The organism is Streptomyces sp. R35 (assembly GCF_041053035.1).
In the GTDB taxonomy this organism is placed as follows: domain Bacteria; phylum Actinomycetota; class Actinomycetes; order Streptomycetales; family Streptomycetaceae; genus Streptomyces; species Streptomyces lutosisoli.
This window is the reverse complement of record NZ_CP163440.1, coordinates 5879013-5894753: the sequence shown is the minus strand read 5'-3', so window position 1 is coordinate 5894753 and position 15741 is coordinate 5879013. Positions and strand designations below refer to the sequence as shown.

Sequence of the window (15741 nt, the reverse complement as noted above, 5' to 3'; positions counted from 1 at the left end):
CGGCACCGCGGGGTGCCGAGCCCGAACCGATGGGGAGTACTCGCGGGAGTACCGGAGGGGTACTACTTGAGCTTGGTGCCCGTGGAACGCAGCGCCGCGCAGGCCTCGACCACACGCGCCGCCATGCCGGCCTCGGCCAGCTTGCCCCAGGTGCGCGGGTCGTACTTCGACTTCGTGCCGACCTCGCCGTCGACCTTCAGGACGCCGTCGTAGTTGCGGAACATGTGGTCCGCGACGGGACGCGTGAAGGCGTACTGGGTGTCGGTGTCGAGGTTCATCTTCACGACGCCGTTCTCCAGCGCGGTGGCGATCTCCTCGGCGGTCGAGCCGGAGCCGCCGTGGAAGACGAAGTCGAACGGGTTCGCCTTGCCGTGCTTGGCGGCGACGCCCGCCTGGAGGTCCTTGAGGAGCTCGGGGCGCAGTACGACGTTGCCCGGCTTGTAGACGCCGTGCACGTTGCCGAAGGACGCGGCGAGCAGGTAGCGGCCCTTGTCGCCCAGGCCGAGGGCCTCGGCGGTACGCAGCGCGTCGTCGACGGTCGTGTACAGCTCGTCGTTGATCTCGTGCGAGACGCCGTCTTCCTCACCGCCGGTGGGGGTGATCTCGACCTCAAGGATGATCTTCGCGGCGGCGGCCTTGGCGAGCAGCTCCTGGCCGATGGCCAGGTTGTCGGCGAGGGTCTCGGCGGAGCCGTCCCACATGTGCGACTGGAACAGCGGGTTCTCACCCTTGGCGACGCGCTCGGCGGAGATGTCGAGCAGCGGACGTACGTAGCCGTCCAGCTTGTCCTTGGGGCAGTGGTCCGTGTGCAGCGCGACCGTGATGTCGTACTTCGCGGCGACGATGTGCGCGAACTCGGCGAGCGCGACGGCGCCGGTCACCATGTCCTTGTTGTACTGGCCGCCCAGGAACTCCGCACCACCGGTGGAGATCTGGATGATGCCGTCGCTCTCGGCCTCCGCGAAGCCGCGCAGCGCAGCGTGCAGGGTCTGGGTCGAGGTCACGTTGATGGCCGGGTAGGCGAACTTGCCTGCCTTCGCCCGGTCGAGCATCTCGTTGTAGACCTCGGGGGTTGCGATGGGCATCTGTCCGCTCCTTGTATGTGCGGGTCTGCGTACTGCTGCTGCGGTACGTCGGGACTGGTGCTTTCGGCCCTGACCTAGGGGGGCGACGTCATCGTCGTCCCCATCTTTCCAGACTTGGCCGGATGCTCCAGACACCGCGTCCGGGATACGGGACACGGGATACGAGACACGGGACCCCGAGCGCGTCGGGGTCCCGTGCTGGAGCCTGGGAGATGCCTAGTCCAGGCCGAGGTCCGTCTTGGAGTACGCGAAGAGGTACGGCACGCCGGCCTGCTCGGCGACCGCCTCGGCGGCACCGGTGTCCCGGTCCACGATCGTGGCCACGGCGACGACCTCGGCACCGGCCTCGCGCAGCGCCTCGACCGCGGTCAGCACCGAGCCGCCGGTGGTGGAGGTGTCCTCGACCGCCAGGACACGGCGGCCCTTGACCTCGGCACCCTCGATGCGGCGCTGGAGGCCGTGGGCCTTGCCGGCCTTGCGGACGACGAAGGCGTCCAGCGTCTTCCCGCGCGCGGCGGAGGCGTGCAGCATCGAGGTCGCGACCGGGTCCGCGCCGAGGGTCAGACCGCCGACGGCGTCGAAGTCGATCTCGGCCGTCAGGTCGAGCATGACCTGACCGACCAGCGGAGCGGCCACACCGTCGAGCGTGATCCGGCGAAGGTCGATGTAGTAGTCGGCTTCCTTGCCCGACGAAAGGGTCACCTTGCCGTGCACCACGGCCTTGTCCTTGATCTCCTGCAGCAGGGCGCCGCGTACGTCACTCATGTCCGCCAGCTTAGAGGCGCCGCCAGCTCCAGGTCGTGGTGGCTTCGAGGGGCTCGATGGGAGTGACCAGGCGAGGGTGGGTGTTCAGCCCGTTGGGCGGCCCGGTCTGCGGCTCCACGCACACGGCGGCCTCCTGCTCGTCGTAGACGACCACCCACTCCTCCCGGCTGGCGACCTTCAGCTCGATCTGCCCCGGCCAGGTGAGCGTCACGTCGACCCCGCCCGGCATGCCGAAGCAGTCGTCCCAGGGGCTGGGCTTCGGCTCGATCCGGCGACCGGTGGGCAGGTGGTCGTCACCGCGCTCCTCCTGCCAGGCGGGGGTGAAGCCGACCTGTGCGTCCTGCTGGCCGAGGTTCCTGTTGAACCACGGGTGCCAGCCGATCTGGGCGGGGAAGGAATTGCCGTACGTCTCCACGGACATGGTGAGCGTGAAGGCGTCCTCGGTCAGGGTGAAGACCTGGGTGACGCGGCCGGGGTGGGGCCAGGGGTCCACGAGGTCGTGCGTGATGACGGCCTCGTTCCTGGCGGTGCGGGCGGTTTTCCAGGCGCCGTCTCTTGCCGTGCCGTGGATGGCGTGCGGTGGGGAGTTGAGCGGCATCTGCTGGACGGTCGCCCCGTCCAGGAACCGTCCGTCGCGGATCCTTCCGCACCACGGAACCATCGGGAAGCACCCGAACTTCTCGCCCTGCCGCAGCAGTTCGACGCCGCCGACCCGCAGACTTCCGACCCGTCCGCCGTTACCCGGCGCCACGGTCACCTCCGCGTCACCCGCGGTCAGCGTGATGTCTTCGTTACTCACGAAGTTGACCCTACTGGGACGACCCCACCCCCGGGGATTTCGCCCCCGCCGCCCCTACCCGTCCCATCCGTTCCTGGGGGCTGCGCCCCCAGACCCCCGCTGAAAGATTGCGCAGTTCCCCGCGCCCCTTAAGGGGCGCGGGGAACTGCGCGGCAAGCCCCCACCGGCCCGCAGACAAAACACAACCCACGGGGTCTGGGGCGGCGGGGGCGAGAAAACTCAGCGCCGTCTCCGCAGGGCCCGCGTCAGCGCGATCGCCGAGGCCAGCGCCAGCGCCGCCGCAGGGGCCGCCCACCGCAGAGTGGCACGGGCGGCGGTGGCCTCAGGCGCCGGAACGGGGGCATAGCGGCCACGCGGAGGCGCATGGTCCACCTCCTCCGCACTACGGCCGATCATCGTCCGCCGCGCATGCGCCGCCTCGGCCATGGCATCCTCCGGTCCCGGCTCCCCCGCCCCCACCACGAACTCCTCCCCGGCCAGCTCGTCATCCACCAGCGGATCGAGCGCGGGAGGCGGAACCTCGGTATCGAAGACAGAGGAGGACTCAGCCTCAGGCTCAGAATCGGGCTCGGACTCGGGCTCAGCCACCGCATCCAGCCCAGGCTCCGTATCCCCCTCAGTCACCGCATCCCGCTCAGCAGGCTCCCCCTCGCCCGAAGAGCCGCCCGAAGACCCCGCCCCCAAGTTCTCCGCGAACCGCCCCAGCAGCCGCGCCCCCGCCGAGAACACGGCATCCGGCGCCAGTTCCGCCACCCGCCCGTCCCCGGAGGCCATCCCGCTGAAGACAAGCGTCGTGCCACCGTCCGCCGGAACAAGACGCACGGCGAGCGCCAGTTTCACCGAGCCGGCGCCGCGGGCCTCGGTCGCGTCGCCCTCGACGGCGTAGGTGCCGTCGTCCTGGGCGATGACCCGGAGCGCACCGCGATAGGTGATCGTGTGGCCGCCGACGCGGACCTTCAGGCGGCCGGAGACGGGTGGCGTCCCCGCGTCCTGCTGGAGGCCGGGTACCGCGCGGGCCACCCGTACGGGATCGGCCAGCGCCTCCCTCAGCCGCTCGGCCGGAACCGGAACGAACACCTCATGCTCCATGTCAGCCGAGCCTACCCAGCACGGCCCGGACCGCACCCGCGTATCACCGGATTCGCCCGGCTCCGCCTCAGTCGGCGTACCGCGGATGCACCAGCGTGGAGGGCGGGAGCGAACCCGCGACGCGGGTGCGGGAGGCCGCGCGCGCGTCCGCCGCCAGGCCCGCCGGGGTCAGGGTGCGCAGGCGTGGGCCGTCCGGCGCGAGGCTCAGGGGTACGCCCGTGCGGGAGGCCAGGATGAAGCCCCAGTCGCCCGGGGCCTTCGAAGCACCGCCCGCCGTGCGGTCGGGGCCCGCCGCGAAGCCGGACTCCCGGCCGCCCACACGGTAGGGCGTGGTGCGGAGCCCGGCCGCTCGCATCGTCGTGTCGACCGTCCAGAAGACCCGGGGGCGGCAGGTCACCGGGCCCGCGTGCACGGCCAGCCGGCCGTCGGGGGCCAGGACGCGGTACGCGAGGCCGTAGAACTCCTGCGAGTACAGCTTCGTACTGGCCGTGATGCCCGGGTCGGGGAGGTCCGAGATCACCACGTCGTACGTCGACGGGGCGCCGCGCAGCCAGCGGAAGGCGTCCGCGTTCATGACGTGCACGCGTGCGTCGTCGTACGCATGGCCGTTCAGGGCGGACAGCGCCCGGTCGTGGCGCGCCAGCCGCACCACGCCCGCGTCGAGTTCCACCACGTCCACGCTGCGCACCCCGGGGTAGCGCAGCACCTCGCGCGCGGCGAGCCCGTCGCCGCCGCCGAGGATGAGCACACGCGCGTGCGGGCCGTTCATCGCGGGGTGCACGAGCGCCTCGTGATAGCGGTCCTCGTCGCGGCCGCTGACCCGCAGACGGCCGTCGAGGAAGAGGTCGAGCGGCCGGCCGTGCGTGCCGCCGGTGAGGACGATCTCCTGTTCCCCGGTCCGGAGCGCGACCCGTACGTCCGCCCCGTACACCGCGTGCCGCGCGGCCCGTTCGAAATCGTCGACCAGCACCGCGGCCGCGCCGAGCAGTCCGAGGACGACGAGATTGGCGACCAGCAGCAGCCAGCGTGCCCGGCGGGTCAAGTCCCGGCGGAACAAACCCAGTACGAGGGCTCCGCCGGCCACCGCGTTCACAGTTCCGGTGAGCAGCGCGCCCGTCAGCTGGCCGAGCATCGGGAGCAGGAGGAAGGGAAAGGCCAGGCCACCGACCAGCGCGCCCACGTAGTCCGCCGCGAACAGGTCCGCCACCGCGCCACCCGGGTCCTGGCGGCGGATGCGCTGTATCAGCTCCATCAGGAGGGGGACTTCGGCGCCGATCAGCAGGCCGATGGTGAGGGAGAAGGCCACCAGCAGATACCGGGATCCGTTCGCCCAGACGCCGCCCCAGTCACCCGTCCACGCGAACACCGCGTAGAGCGCCATCGCGCTGCATCCGCCGACCAGCGCGAGCGCCGCCTCGACCGCGCCGAAACCGGCCGCGGCGCGGGGGCGCAGCCGCTTCGCGGCGAGGGAGCCGATGCCCATGGCGAAGACCATGACGGAGAGCACGACGGACGCCTGGGTGACCGAGTCGCCGATCAAGTACGAGGCGAGGGCGACGAGTTCGAGTTCGTACACGAGTCCACACGCCGCGCATACGAATACTCCGGCGAGGACGAGGAACCGGCCGAAGCCCGGTCGTACGGGCAGCCGCGCCTGGCCCTGGACGCCCCAGGGTGGCGGCGCGCCGGGGGGAGCGGGCGCGTGCGGTTCGATCACCCAGCGAACGCTACGTCACACTGGCGCTACGCCTCGTCACCCACACGTGTGGAACCGTTGCGCTTTGGGATAACCGGGGTTGGAGTGGGCGTCACCGGGGGCTGCCGCCCCCAGAACCCCCCAGATCCCCGCTTCGGCCTGAACTGCCTCGTCCTCACACGCCGGACGGCGGCTGAATATGGTCAGCCCTCGCCCACCAGCACAGGAAGATCTCTCCCCGTCACCACCCGGACCCCCACCCTCGTCCGCGTCGCCACCAACTGCCCGTCCTGCGGGTACGCGTGCCACGTGCGCCAGTGGACCTGGCCCTCGTGGCGCTGGGCCAGCAGCGCGGTGAAGGCGTGCGGGCTGCCGGGGAAGACGCCGGCGAGGCCGTTGGGGTGGTCGGAGACCAGGGCCAGCAACTCCTGGGCGCGGCCCGCGAAGGAGCCGGGGGACAGCACTTCGACGCGGGCCGCGAACTCGTACTCCCAGTCGCCGACCCGCTTCGCCACGCCGAGCGGGAGGGGGGTGCTGGAACCCGGGATGCACGCGACCGTCTCCGAGCAACTGCCCTTCTCCTCCTCCAGGAGTACCTGGTGGGAGGCGCCGAGGAGTCTCAACTGGAGCTTCGCTCCGGCGAGTTCGAGGTCGAGGGTGGCGAGGGCCGGCAGCGGTTCCCGGCCCAGGGTCCAGGCGAGATCTGCCGCGCGCGTGTCGGTGTACGAGGTTTTCAGGGTCGTGAGCATGGGTCGGCTCCGCTAGCACGCAAAGGGAGGTGGGGATCCGGCGCACCCGGTCGGCACCGGGGGAACGGCCCGGTCAGCCCGGTCGGAAGGACACCAGAAGGACATCCGAAGGGCGCGTCCCACGGACGCGTCCGACGGGTGTCCGAGGCCTGTCGGCTCGGGGCTGCGTTGGTGATTTAGAGGGAATCATGAACTGTGGCGCCGCCACAGCGTTTTTACCCAACTTCGTAGGGTTTCCATCCCCCCGAGGGCTCCACAGCTCAACTGTTCAACTACGGCGCACGCCGGGCGCGCGGAAGTGCCCGCCGGCAGCCGTTGCCCGACAGGCACTTCCGAGTGCTCCGGATGCGCTTCCCCCACAGGGAGCTCAGCTGCCCCGTGTCAGCTGCCTCCGCCGCATCCGCCCCCGCCGCCACAGGAGGACCCGCCTCCGCAGGACGAGCCCCCGCCGCACGACGAGGAACCGCCGCACGACGAGTGGTGCCCTCCCGAGCCGCCGCCGCAGGACGAGGCGCCGTCCGCCCCGCCGGCCCACCAGCTGCTGCTGCTTCCGCTGTCCGAGGAGGAGCCGCGGTGGGACCTGCGGCCACTCTTCGAGAGGCTGACCTTCTGACTGCGGTCCGTGGCCACAAGGACCACGACGACCAGGATGCAGACGCCCGCCAGGATGAGGCCGATGATCATGGCGTCACCCTCCTTTCGTTCCCCCGAAAGCGGCCCCCCGTGGGCCGTGCCGTGGAAATGCCCCCGCGTCTCACGGCGCAAAGCAGAGTTGAGGAAGTCCAGAGCTTGGGCGCAGGATGACCGGCATGACCTCCACCGCACGCCCCTTCCTCAACCGCCGGCTCGCCGAGTTCGGGACGACGATCTTCGCCGAGATGTCCGCCCTCGCGATGAGCACCGGTTCGATCAACCTCGGCCAGGGTTTCCCCGACACCGACGGCCCCGAGGAGATCCGGGAAGCGGCCGTGCGGGCGCTGCGCGACGGGCGCGGCAACCAGTACCCGCCGGGCCCGGGCATCCCCGAGCTGCGCACCGCGATCGCCGCGCACCAGGAGCGCCGGTACGGCCTGTCGTACGACCCCGACACCGAGGTCCTGGTCACGGCGGGCGCCACGGAGGCCATCGCCGCCACCCTGCTCGCGCTGCTGGAACCCGGCGACGAGGTGATCGCCTTCGAGCCGTACTACGACTCGTACGCGGCCTGCATCGCGATGGCGGGCGGCACGCGCGTACCGGTGACGCTGCGCCCGCACGAGGGCAGCTTCCGCCTCGACCTCGACGAGCTGCGCGACGCGGTCACCGACAAGACCCGGCTGCTGCTGATCAACACGCCGCACAACCCCACCGGCACCGTGCTCACCCGCGAGGAGCTCACCGCGATCGCGAAGCTCGCCGTCGAGCGGGATCTGCTCGTGGTGACGGACGAGGTGTACGAGCACCTCGTCTTCGACGACGCCGAGCATCTGCCGCTGGCCACGTTCCCGGGGATGCGCGGGCGGACGGTCACCATCGGCAGCGCGGGCAAGACGTTCTCCTTCACCGGCTGGAAGGTGGGCTGGGTGACCGCGCCGCCGGCCCTGATCAGCGCCGTACGATCGGCGAAGCAGTTCCTGACGTATGTGTCGTCGGGGCCGTTCCAGTACGCCGTGGCGGAGGCGCTCACGCTGCCGGACACGTACTTCGAGGCGTTCCGCGCGGACATGCTGGCCAAGCGGGACGTGCTGGCGGCGGGGCTCACGGAGGCCGGGTTCGAGGTGTTCCGGCCGCAGGGCACGTACTTCATCACCACCGACATCCGGCCGCTCGGCGAGTCCGACGGCTTCGCCTTCTGCCGGGCCCTGCCGGAGCGCGCCGGGGTCGTCGCCATTCCGAACGCCGTCTTCTACGACCACCGGGAGGCGGGCGCGCCCTTCGTGCGGTTCGCGTTCTGCAAGCAGACGGAGGTGCTGGAGGAGGCGGCGAAGCGGCTCAAGGCGGCCTGGTAGTCAGGCTCGGCCCGGGCTCTTCCCCCCCAACCGGCCCGGGCTATCTAACACCGGTGGCGCCGTCCGTACGGGCGGCGCGCCGGGGGCGCCCGAACCGTACCCGCGCGGAGGAGCACAGGTCGCGAGTGCCCCTGGGGGAACGCAGAGTTCGAATGTGACCCACCCGAGTACCCTCGCTCGCCCCGCCCGCACGGAACCCGGGGACCGCGCCCGGCCGTCCCGCGCCGTGCGGGGCCTGCCGGTCGCCGTGGTGACCGCGCTGGGGCTGTTCGCCGCCGCGCGCCTCACCGGCGTCCTCGTGCTCGCCGCGACCGCCTGGGCCACCGGCGGCCACCCGCTCGCGCTGCTCGCGCGGTCCTGGGACTCGGTCTGGTACCTGGGGATCGCGGCGCACGGCTACGGCCGGACGCTGACCTTCCAGCCCACCATCATCCACAGCGACCTGGCGTTCTTCCCGCTGTACCCGGCGCTGGTGCGCGCCGTCGCCGCCCTGAGCCCGCTGAACGCGAGCATGGCGGGCCTGCTGGTCGCCTGGCTGTCGGCGGCGGCTGCCGCCGGCGGGATCTACGCGATCGGGGCCCGGCTGCGGGGCCGCGCGGTCGCCACCGCCCTCGTGCTGCTCTGGGGCCTGCTTCCGCACTCGGTGGTGCTGTCGATGGCGTACACGGAGCCCGTGCTGACCGCCTTCGCCGCCTGGTCGCTGTACGCGGTGCTCAGCGGGCGCTGGCTGTGGGCGGGCACGCTGGCGGCGCTCGCGGGGCTGGCCCGGCCGAACGGGTTCGCGGTGGCCGCGGCGGTCCTCGCTTCGGCGGCGTACGAGATCTGGCGGCGGCGCGGGCGAAAAGTTCCCCACAGGCTGTGGACGGGCGCCGCGCTCGCGCCGCTCGGCTGGGGCGGCTTCGTGCTGTGGGTGGGAATCCGCAAGGGCGATCCGCTCGGCGGCTACTTCGACGTGCAGCGGCTGTGGGGTTCGCGCTTCGACTTCGGGGCGGGCTCGCTCCGCTTCGTCAAGCACCTGCTCCTGCACGGGGACCGTTTCGTCTTCCCCGTGACGTTGGTGATCGTCGCGGCGGCCGTCCTGCTGTACGCGCTGCTGATCGCGGACCGGGCGCCGCTGCCGCTCGTCGTCTACAGCGGCGTACTGCTGCTGGTCACGCTCGGCGGCTCCGGGTTCTTCGAGTCGAAGCCACGCTTCCTGCTGCCGGCGTTCCCGCTGCTGCTGCCGCTGGCGGCGGCGCTGGTGCGGACGGCGAGAGCCCGGCCCTGGCACGCGACCCTGGTGGTCGGCGCCCTGGCCGGGCTCTCGTTCGCGTACGGCGCGTATCTGGTGGTGCTCGCGCACACGCCGCTGTAGGACCTGGCGGGAGGAGCGCTCGTCAGGACCTGACCGGAGGATTACTCCTCGTCGTCGTCCTCGGGCTTCTCCGCCTCGTTGATCTCCTGCTCCAGGCCGAGCTGCTCGACGAGCCACTTGTCGAACTCGATGGCGGCCCGCACCCAGCTGACCGTCGACGACACGAAGTGCTCAAGGGCGACGCCGGTGCCGATCAGCATCTGCGCCTCGCCGATCAGGCGGACGGTGCCGTCGTCATGCGTGTGGCTGTAGACCTTGGGCCACAGCGTGCGGCGGTTCCAGTCGTCGATGGACTCCAGCAGAGTCGGCTTCTCGTCGATCTGGTGCGGCCGGTCGTAGAACGTGCGCACCGAGAAGACCTGCTGGTCGCCCTCGCCGCGGAACATGAAATACGTACGGAACTGCTCCCACGGCGCCGCGAGGTCACCCTCGTCGTCGACGACGTACTTGAGCTCCATCTGTTCGAGGAGCTGCTTCACGAGGTCCTGATCCGGGACGACGGGGCCCGCGGGGCCGCCGGACTGCGGCTCGGGCTGGCCCCCGAAGTTCGGAATCGAGGACGGGTCGATGCTCACCGTGTATTTCCCTTCGTACGGATCCTGCCATCCTCCCCCATCCGGGGCGGGGAGTGGCAACCCCGGCACTCAGAACAGGCCGAGCTTGAGCAGAAGCGCCTGGTCGAGTGCCCTGATCTCCTCCGCGTCGAGCGTGCCCTTGAAGTCTCCGAGCCGCGTGGGCGCGACCGAGTAGATCTGATCGGTCAGGATACGGGTGGTCTTGCCGTCGAACTCGATCTCGGGCCGGTATACGGCAGGGCCGGCGCTCGTCGAGGTGAGCGCGACCGTGATCGTGCTCGTCGAGAAGCGGTCGGACTGGATGACGACCGCGTAGCGCCGACCCTGCTGTTCGCTCCCCTGCGCGCCGGGCAGGGCCTTGATTTCGTAGATCGCCCCCCGGAAGATCACTCGGCGACGCCCATGAACCGTTGGATCGCCAGCATCTCCGCCTGGTCGTCCGGGTCGGCGGCCAGACGCTCGGCATCCACCTTGGCCTGCTCGATCAGCCGCTCCTTGTACGTACGCAGGAGCGCGTAACGCACAGCCTCAGTCCGTGATCCGTACTCCTCAGCCAGTGTCCTTATGGCTGTCTCCATGGCCTCGTCCGTGCGGACGTTCAGAGTTCCCATGGAGACAGCGTATCGCGAAACGTATTACAGCGTCTTGCCCGTCGCCGGTCCCACGATCAGGCCCTCCCCGAACACCTCCACCCGTACCGTGTCGCCGTCCTTGACCTCGCCCGCCAGGATCTCCTTGGCGAGGCGGTCGCCGATGGCGGTCTGGACGAGGCGGCGCAGCGGGCGCGCGCCGTACGCCGGGTCGTTGCCCTCGTCGGCGAGCCAGGCGAGGGCCGCGTCGGTGACCTCCAGGGTCAGCCGGCGCTGGGCCAGGCGCTGGGCGAGGCGGTCGATCTGGAGCCTGGCGATGCGCTCCAGCTCCTCCTTGCCGAGGGCCGAGAAGACCACCAGGTCGTCGAGCCGGTTCAGGAACTCCGGCTTGAAGGAGGCCCGTACGACCTCCAGCACCTGCTGCTTCTTCTCCTCGGCGCTGGTGAGCGGCTCGACCAGGAACTGGCTGCCCAGGTTCGACGTGAGGATCAGGATGGTGTTGCGGAAGTCGACCGTCCGCCCCTGACCGTCCGTCAGCCGCCCGTCGTCCAGCACCTGGAGCAGGATGTCGAAGACCTCCGGGTGCGCCTTCTCGACCTCGTCGAGCAGGATGACGCTGTACGGGCGCCGGCGCACGGCCTCGGTGAGCTGGCCGCCCTCCTCGTAGCCCACGTACCCGGGCGGGGCGCCCACGAGCCGCGCGACGGTGTGCTTCTCGCCGTACTCGCTCATGTCGATGCGGACCATGGCCCGCTCGTCGTCGAAGAGGAAGTCGGCGAGCGCCTTGGCGAGTTCGGTCTTGCCGACGCCGGTCGGGCCGAGGAAGAGGAAGGATCCGGTGGGCCGGTCCGGGTCCGCGATTCCGGCGCGCGTACGCCGTACGGCGTCGGACACGGCCTGCACGGCCTCCGCCTGCCCGATGAGCCGGCGCCCCAACTCCTCCTCCATGCGCAGGAGTTTCTGCGTCTCGCCTTCGAGAAGCCGTCCGGCGGGGATGCCGGTCCAGGCGCCCACGACGTCGGCGATGTCGTCGGGTCCGACCTCCTCCTTGACCATGGTGTCCTTGGCGGCTTCTTCCTCCTCCTCGGAGGCCTCCTCCAAGTCCCTTTCCAGGGTGGGGATCTCGCCGTAGAGCAGCTTGGAGGCGGTGTCGAAGTCGCCGTCGCGCTGGGCGCGTTCGGCCTGGCCGCGCAGCTCGTCGAGCTTCTCCTTCAGCTCACCGACGCGGTTGAGGGACTGCTTCTCCTTCTCCCAGCGGGCGGTGAGGCCGCGCAGCTCCTCCTCCTTGTCGGCGAGGTCGCGGCGCAGCTTCTCCAGCCGCTCCTTGCTGGCGGCGTCGGTCTCCTTGCCGATCGCCAGCTCCTCCATCTTCAACCGGTCGACGACACGCTGGAGTTCGTCGATCTCGACGGGGGAGGAGTCGATCTCCATGCGCAGCCGGGAGGCCGCCTCGTCGACGAGGTCGATGGCCTTGTCGGGCAGGAAGCGGGAGGTGATGTACCGGTCGGAGAGGGTCGCGGCCGCGACGAGCGCGCTGTCGGCGATCTGGACCTTGTGATGGGCCTCGTACCGCCCCTTGAGCCCGCGCAGAATGGCGATGGTGTCCTCGACGGTGGGCTCGGCGACCAGCACCTGCTGGAAGCGCCGCTCCAGCGCCGCGTCCTTCTCGATCCGCTCGCGGTACTCGTCAAGAGTGGTGGCACCGACCATGCGCAGCTCACCACGCGCGAGCATGGGCTTGAGCATGTTGCCGGCGTCCATGGCGGAGTCGCCGCCGGCCCCGGCGCCCACGACGGTGTGCAGCTCATCGATGAAGGTGATGATCTGCCCGTCGGAGTCCTTGATCTCGGCGAGCACGGTCTTGAGCCGCTCCTCGAACTCACCCCGGTACTTCGCCCCGGCCACCATGGCACCGAGGTCGAGCGAGACCAGCCGCTTGTTCTTGAGGGACTCGGGCACGTCGCCCTTCACGATCCGCTGCGCGAGCCCTTCCACGACGGCGGTCTTGCCCACGCCCGGCTCACCGATGAGCACGGGATTGTTCTTCGTACGACGGGACAGCACCTGCACGACCCGCCGGATCTCGTGATCCCGCCCGATGACGGGATCGAGCTTCCCGTCCCGCGCGGCGGCGGTGAAATCGGTACCGAACTTTTCGAGCGCCTTGTACTGGCCCTCGGGATCCGGGGTCGTCACCCGGCGCCCTCCCCTGCTCTTCTGAAACGCGTCCAGCAGCTTCTTCGCACTGGCCCCCTGCTGGGAGAGTACGTCGCCGGTCTGGCCGCCCTTCGCGGCGATACCGATGAGCAGGTGCTCGGTGGAGAGGTACTCGTCGCCGAGCTCCTTGGCCTTGTCGGCAGCCTCGGCGATGACGGCGAGCAGCTCGCGGTTGGGCTGCGGGGGCGCGACGGTGGACCCGGTCACGCTGGGCAGACCGGCGAGGACGCGCTCGGTCCCGGCACGGACGGAGGCCTGGTCGGCGTCGACGGCGGCCAGCAGATCAATGATGTTCTCGTTCTCCTGCCCCGCCAGCAGAGCGAGCAGCAGGTGGGCGGGGGTGAGGTCCGGGTGCCCCTCCGACACGGCCCGACTGGTGGCCGCGTTGATCGCGTCCCGGCTCCTATTGGTCAGCTCGGCGTCCACGTTCGCGTTCTCCTCCTCCTGGTGTCCCACTGACTCACGGCGTCTCCGACCGCTGCCTGAGACCCTTGCCTGACTCGGCCAACGTACACAAAGTTGAGTCTATTCCACTCAAGGCGTGACGTGGAGGCCATACGGCGTACCGCAGACAGCTCCGGCTACATTTCGGACCATGGCCGCATACCCCGTAGACCCCCGCGATCCCGACCCCGCCTACCTCAGCTTCTGGCGCGAGCGGCATCTGTGCACGCTGACGACGCTCCGGCCCGACGGGAGCCCGCACGTGGTGCCCGTCGGGGTTACATACGACCCGGAGGCGGGTCTGGCTCGGGTGATCACCAACAAGTCCAGCGCGAAGGTGGGCCATGTACTGGCCGCGGGCGCGGACGGCGCCCGGGTCGCGGTCTGCCAGGTCGACGGCCGCCGCTGGGCGACGCTGGAGGGGCGCGCGAGGGTGTCCGTGGACCGGGCGCGCGTCGCGGAGGCGGAGCGGCGGTACGCGGAGCGGTACGGGAGGGTGCCGGCGCCGAATCCGGCGCGGGTGGTGATCGAGGTGGAGCTGACGTCGGCGATGGGGCGGGGCTGACGCGGGGACAGCCGGGCTACGGCCGGTTTCAGCCCTTGCCGAGATGGGCGGAATCCTGAAGGTTTCACGTAAAACTGCAGCGGCGTCACCGTGTTCAGGTCACGGTGACGCCGCTGCGGGGGGAAGTACCTGCGCGATCTACTACGACGGGGGAATCGCGTCAGGCACTGCGGGGGGTGGCTGCAATGGTCTGTACGTCCGGGGCTTCCGGTTCAACAAGCTGGTGGTCACGCTGGTCAAGGTTCACAAAGATCATTCCGTACCGAATGGCACACCGGACCGGCTGCGGCGCCCCCCGAGGCCGCCGCAGACACCGGTACGCCCGTACGTCCTCGTCGTCGTCCCGGGTGACGACGACAGGCTCTCCGAACACCGTCACCATCAACGAGTCACCACTGTGGGGGATGGCGGTGACCAGGTCGATGAAGTGCCAGCCGGAGCGGTAGGCGGTGGCCATTTCTCGGCGGAAGGAGCGGTCGTCTGGTGGGATGGTCATGCGCCCGCGTCCACCGGAGCAGCGTCCCAGACCGGATCCAAGGCCGCGTCGGCGTTGGTCACGGTCGCCGGTACGGCGTTCCAGATCACATCCGCTTGAACCGCGGTCGCAGGCTCGCTGTTCCAAATCACATCCGAGCCATGGGCCGCACCGAAGACCAGTCCCGCCGAGAAGGCCAGAGCAAGTACCGAGCGAAGCATTTTCCTGCACATGTTGGGCCTCGTCCTCACTTCCCAAGTCTTCTCCCCCGCCCTGAAGACGATGGCTCATCAGGACACGTCAAGCCACCTGCGAGGTGCATCATGTTCCTGCACGTTCAGGACCCTGGGGGGTGGAGAATTGCCCAATAGCCACATGAACCAGACACATGGTCACGGGGTGGCGGATCTTTGCGAGGTGGGCAGGCAGCTCTATGCCGAGGCTTTGCGCCTAGGACGCATCCCTCGTGCGGACGTGTCCCCTGCGCCCTGCCTGGTGGAGTTTGCGCTCCTCCAGCCCGATCCCGACGATCCGGACCTGCTCCGGCCGGTCTCACCGATCGCTGCCCTCGCGCAGCGTCTCCACCCCATCGAGCGGGAGATCCAGGAGCGTCGGCATCTGGCCATCAGCCTTACCGACTCTTTCGAGCCCTTCATGTCCATCACGGCCCAGGACCGGCCGACCACCCACGCCATCACGGTCCTGGAAGGCATGCCCCGCATCAATGAAGCCATACAGCGGGCCACGGCGGAGTGCCGGTCTGAAATCCTCACCGTGCAGCCAGGCGGTGGACGTCCTGAGGATGTCTTGAACCAGGCAGCGGAGATCGGCCACGGGATCATCGAACGCGGCATCGTGATGCGCACCCTCTACCAGCACACAGCTCGGCACAGCCAGGGCACCCTGGAGTACGCCGAGCAGATGGCTCAGGGCAAGGTGGAGATACGTACGCTTGAGGAGCTCATAGAACGGTTGATGATCTTCGACCGGGAAGTCGCCTTCATACCCGCGCAGGACGACCGGCGCGTAGCTCTGGAACTCCGCCACCCCGGACTCGTCCAGTACCTCGTCAAGGTCTTCGAACAACTCTGGCGCCGTGCCGTCCCCCTCCTCGCACAGGCACCGTACGCCCCGCCCACTGACGGCATCAGCGGCGTCCAGCGGTCCATAGCCCACCTACTCGTGGAGGGTCACGTCGACGAGGCTATCGCCCGCCGCCTCGGCATGAATGTCCGTACCTGCCGCGCCCACATAGCCAAGCTCGCCGCCGCGCTGGGAAGCGGCAGCCGGGCGCAACTCGGCTATCTCATCGCGCAGTCCGGTCTCCTGGACAAGGACAGCTGAGTGCCG

At 70.0% G+C, this 15741-nt stretch carries 17 protein-coding genes; 4 read left to right on the top strand and 13 right to left on the bottom strand.

Translation table 11 applies throughout. The features are described 5' to 3' along the window. Positions 1 to 62 precede the first annotated feature (62 nt). The 7 genes from fbaA to AB5J50_RS26925 form a co-directional block, all read right to left on the bottom strand. Positions 63 to 1085, bottom strand: a complete 1023-nt coding sequence (fbaA, locus tag AB5J50_RS26955) for a class II fructose-bisphosphate aldolase (protein WP_369260844.1) — start codon at positions 1083 to 1085, stop codon at positions 63 to 65. Between the two features lie 216 nt (positions 1086 to 1301). Continuing rightward, a complete protein-coding gene (gene pyrE / locus AB5J50_RS26950) occupies positions 1302 to 1850 on the bottom strand; it encodes an orotate phosphoribosyltransferase (protein WP_327430363.1) in 549 nt (182 codons plus the stop codon). Positions 1851 to 1860: 10 nt separating this feature from the next. Next, the gene (locus tag AB5J50_RS26945) at positions 1861 to 2649 is read right to left on the bottom strand and encodes an aldose 1-epimerase (RefSeq protein ID WP_369260843.1); all 789 of its coding nucleotides are present in this window, start codon (positions 2647 to 2649) and stop codon (positions 1861 to 1863) included. A gap of 219 nt (positions 2650 to 2868) precedes the next feature. Then, the gene (locus tag AB5J50_RS26940) at positions 2869 to 3738 is read right to left on the bottom strand and encodes an SRPBCC domain-containing protein (protein WP_369260842.1); all 870 of its coding nucleotides are present in this window, start codon (positions 3736 to 3738) and stop codon (positions 2869 to 2871) included. Between the two features lie 67 nt (positions 3739 to 3805). Beyond that, positions 3806 to 5455: a polyamine aminopropyltransferase gene (locus AB5J50_RS26935; protein WP_369260841.1), complete on the bottom strand. Its 1650-nt coding sequence runs from the start codon at positions 5453 to 5455 to the stop codon at positions 3806 to 3808. Between the two features lie 182 nt (positions 5456 to 5637). Then, positions 5638 to 6183, bottom strand: coding sequence for a DUF2617 family protein (locus AB5J50_RS26930; protein WP_369260840.1), 546 nt, complete (start codon positions 6181 to 6183; stop codon positions 5638 to 5640). Between the two features lie 381 nt (positions 6184 to 6564). Further along, on the bottom strand, positions 6565 to 6867 hold the full coding sequence (locus AB5J50_RS26925) for a hypothetical protein (protein ID WP_369260839.1): 303 nt from the start codon (positions 6865 to 6867) through the stop codon (positions 6565 to 6567). A 116-nt stretch (positions 6868 to 6983) separates the two neighbouring features. Here AB5J50_RS26925 and AB5J50_RS26920 point away from each other — a divergent pair, with 116 nt between their 5' ends. Together AB5J50_RS26920 and AB5J50_RS26915 are read left to right on the top strand one after the other, a co-directional pair. Continuing rightward, positions 6984 to 8171: a pyridoxal phosphate-dependent aminotransferase gene (locus tag AB5J50_RS26920; protein ID WP_369260838.1), complete on the top strand. Its 1188-nt coding sequence runs from the start codon at positions 6984 to 6986 to the stop codon at positions 8169 to 8171. Positions 8172 to 8421: 250 nt separating this feature from the next. After that, positions 8422 to 9525: a mannosyltransferase family protein gene (locus AB5J50_RS26915; protein ID WP_369265524.1), complete on the top strand. Its 1104-nt coding sequence runs from the start codon at positions 8422 to 8424 to the stop codon at positions 9523 to 9525. Between the two features lie 41 nt (positions 9526 to 9566). Here the strand turns inward: AB5J50_RS26915 and AB5J50_RS26910 are convergent, their stop codons facing one another. The 4 genes from AB5J50_RS26910 to clpB form a co-directional block, all read right to left on the bottom strand. Continuing rightward, entirely contained in the window at positions 9567 to 10100 is a 534-nt protein-coding gene (locus AB5J50_RS26910; RefSeq protein ID WP_369260837.1) for a YbjN domain-containing protein, read from the bottom strand. Between the two features lie 69 nt (positions 10101 to 10169). After that, complete coding sequence (locus tag AB5J50_RS26905; protein ID WP_369260836.1) at positions 10170 to 10490, bottom strand: type II toxin-antitoxin system PemK/MazF family toxin; 321 nt, start codon at positions 10488 to 10490, stop codon at positions 10170 to 10172. Next, positions 10487 to 10711, bottom strand: coding sequence for a hypothetical protein (locus AB5J50_RS26900; protein WP_327430354.1), 225 nt, complete (start codon positions 10709 to 10711; stop codon positions 10487 to 10489). Before AB5J50_RS26900 ends, AB5J50_RS26905 begins: the two co-directional genes overlap by 4 nt. Before the next feature lie 24 nt (positions 10712 to 10735). Then, positions 10736 to 13333 (bottom strand): ATP-dependent chaperone ClpB, encoded by a 2598-nt coding sequence (gene clpB, locus AB5J50_RS26895; protein ID WP_369265523.1) that lies wholly within the window; start codon positions 13331 to 13333, stop codon positions 10736 to 10738. 169 nt (positions 13334 to 13502) lie between these two features. On the opposite strand from clpB, the gene AB5J50_RS26890 reads away from it, so the two are divergent. Next, positions 13503 to 13916 (top strand): pyridoxamine 5'-phosphate oxidase family protein, encoded by a 414-nt coding sequence (locus AB5J50_RS26890; protein ID WP_369260835.1) that lies wholly within the window; start codon positions 13503 to 13505, stop codon positions 13914 to 13916. 160 nt (positions 13917 to 14076) lie between these two features. Here the strand turns inward: AB5J50_RS26890 and AB5J50_RS26885 are convergent, their stop codons facing one another. Together AB5J50_RS26885 and AB5J50_RS26880 are read right to left on the bottom strand one after the other, a co-directional pair. Beyond that, entirely contained in the window at positions 14077 to 14412 is a 336-nt protein-coding gene (locus AB5J50_RS26885; RefSeq protein WP_327430352.1) for a hypothetical protein, read from the bottom strand. Continuing rightward, a complete protein-coding gene (locus AB5J50_RS26880) occupies positions 14409 to 14612 on the bottom strand; it encodes a 5'-nucleotidase (RefSeq protein ID WP_327430351.1) in 204 nt (67 codons plus the stop codon). Before AB5J50_RS26880 ends, AB5J50_RS26885 begins: the two co-directional genes overlap by 4 nt. A gap of 154 nt (positions 14613 to 14766) precedes the next feature. Between AB5J50_RS26880 and AB5J50_RS26875 the strand changes: the two genes are divergently transcribed. Next, on the top strand, positions 14767 to 15735 hold the full coding sequence (locus AB5J50_RS26875) for a helix-turn-helix transcriptional regulator (protein WP_327430350.1): 969 nt from the start codon (positions 14767 to 14769) through the stop codon (positions 15733 to 15735). Positions 15736 to 15741 lie beyond the last annotated feature (6 nt).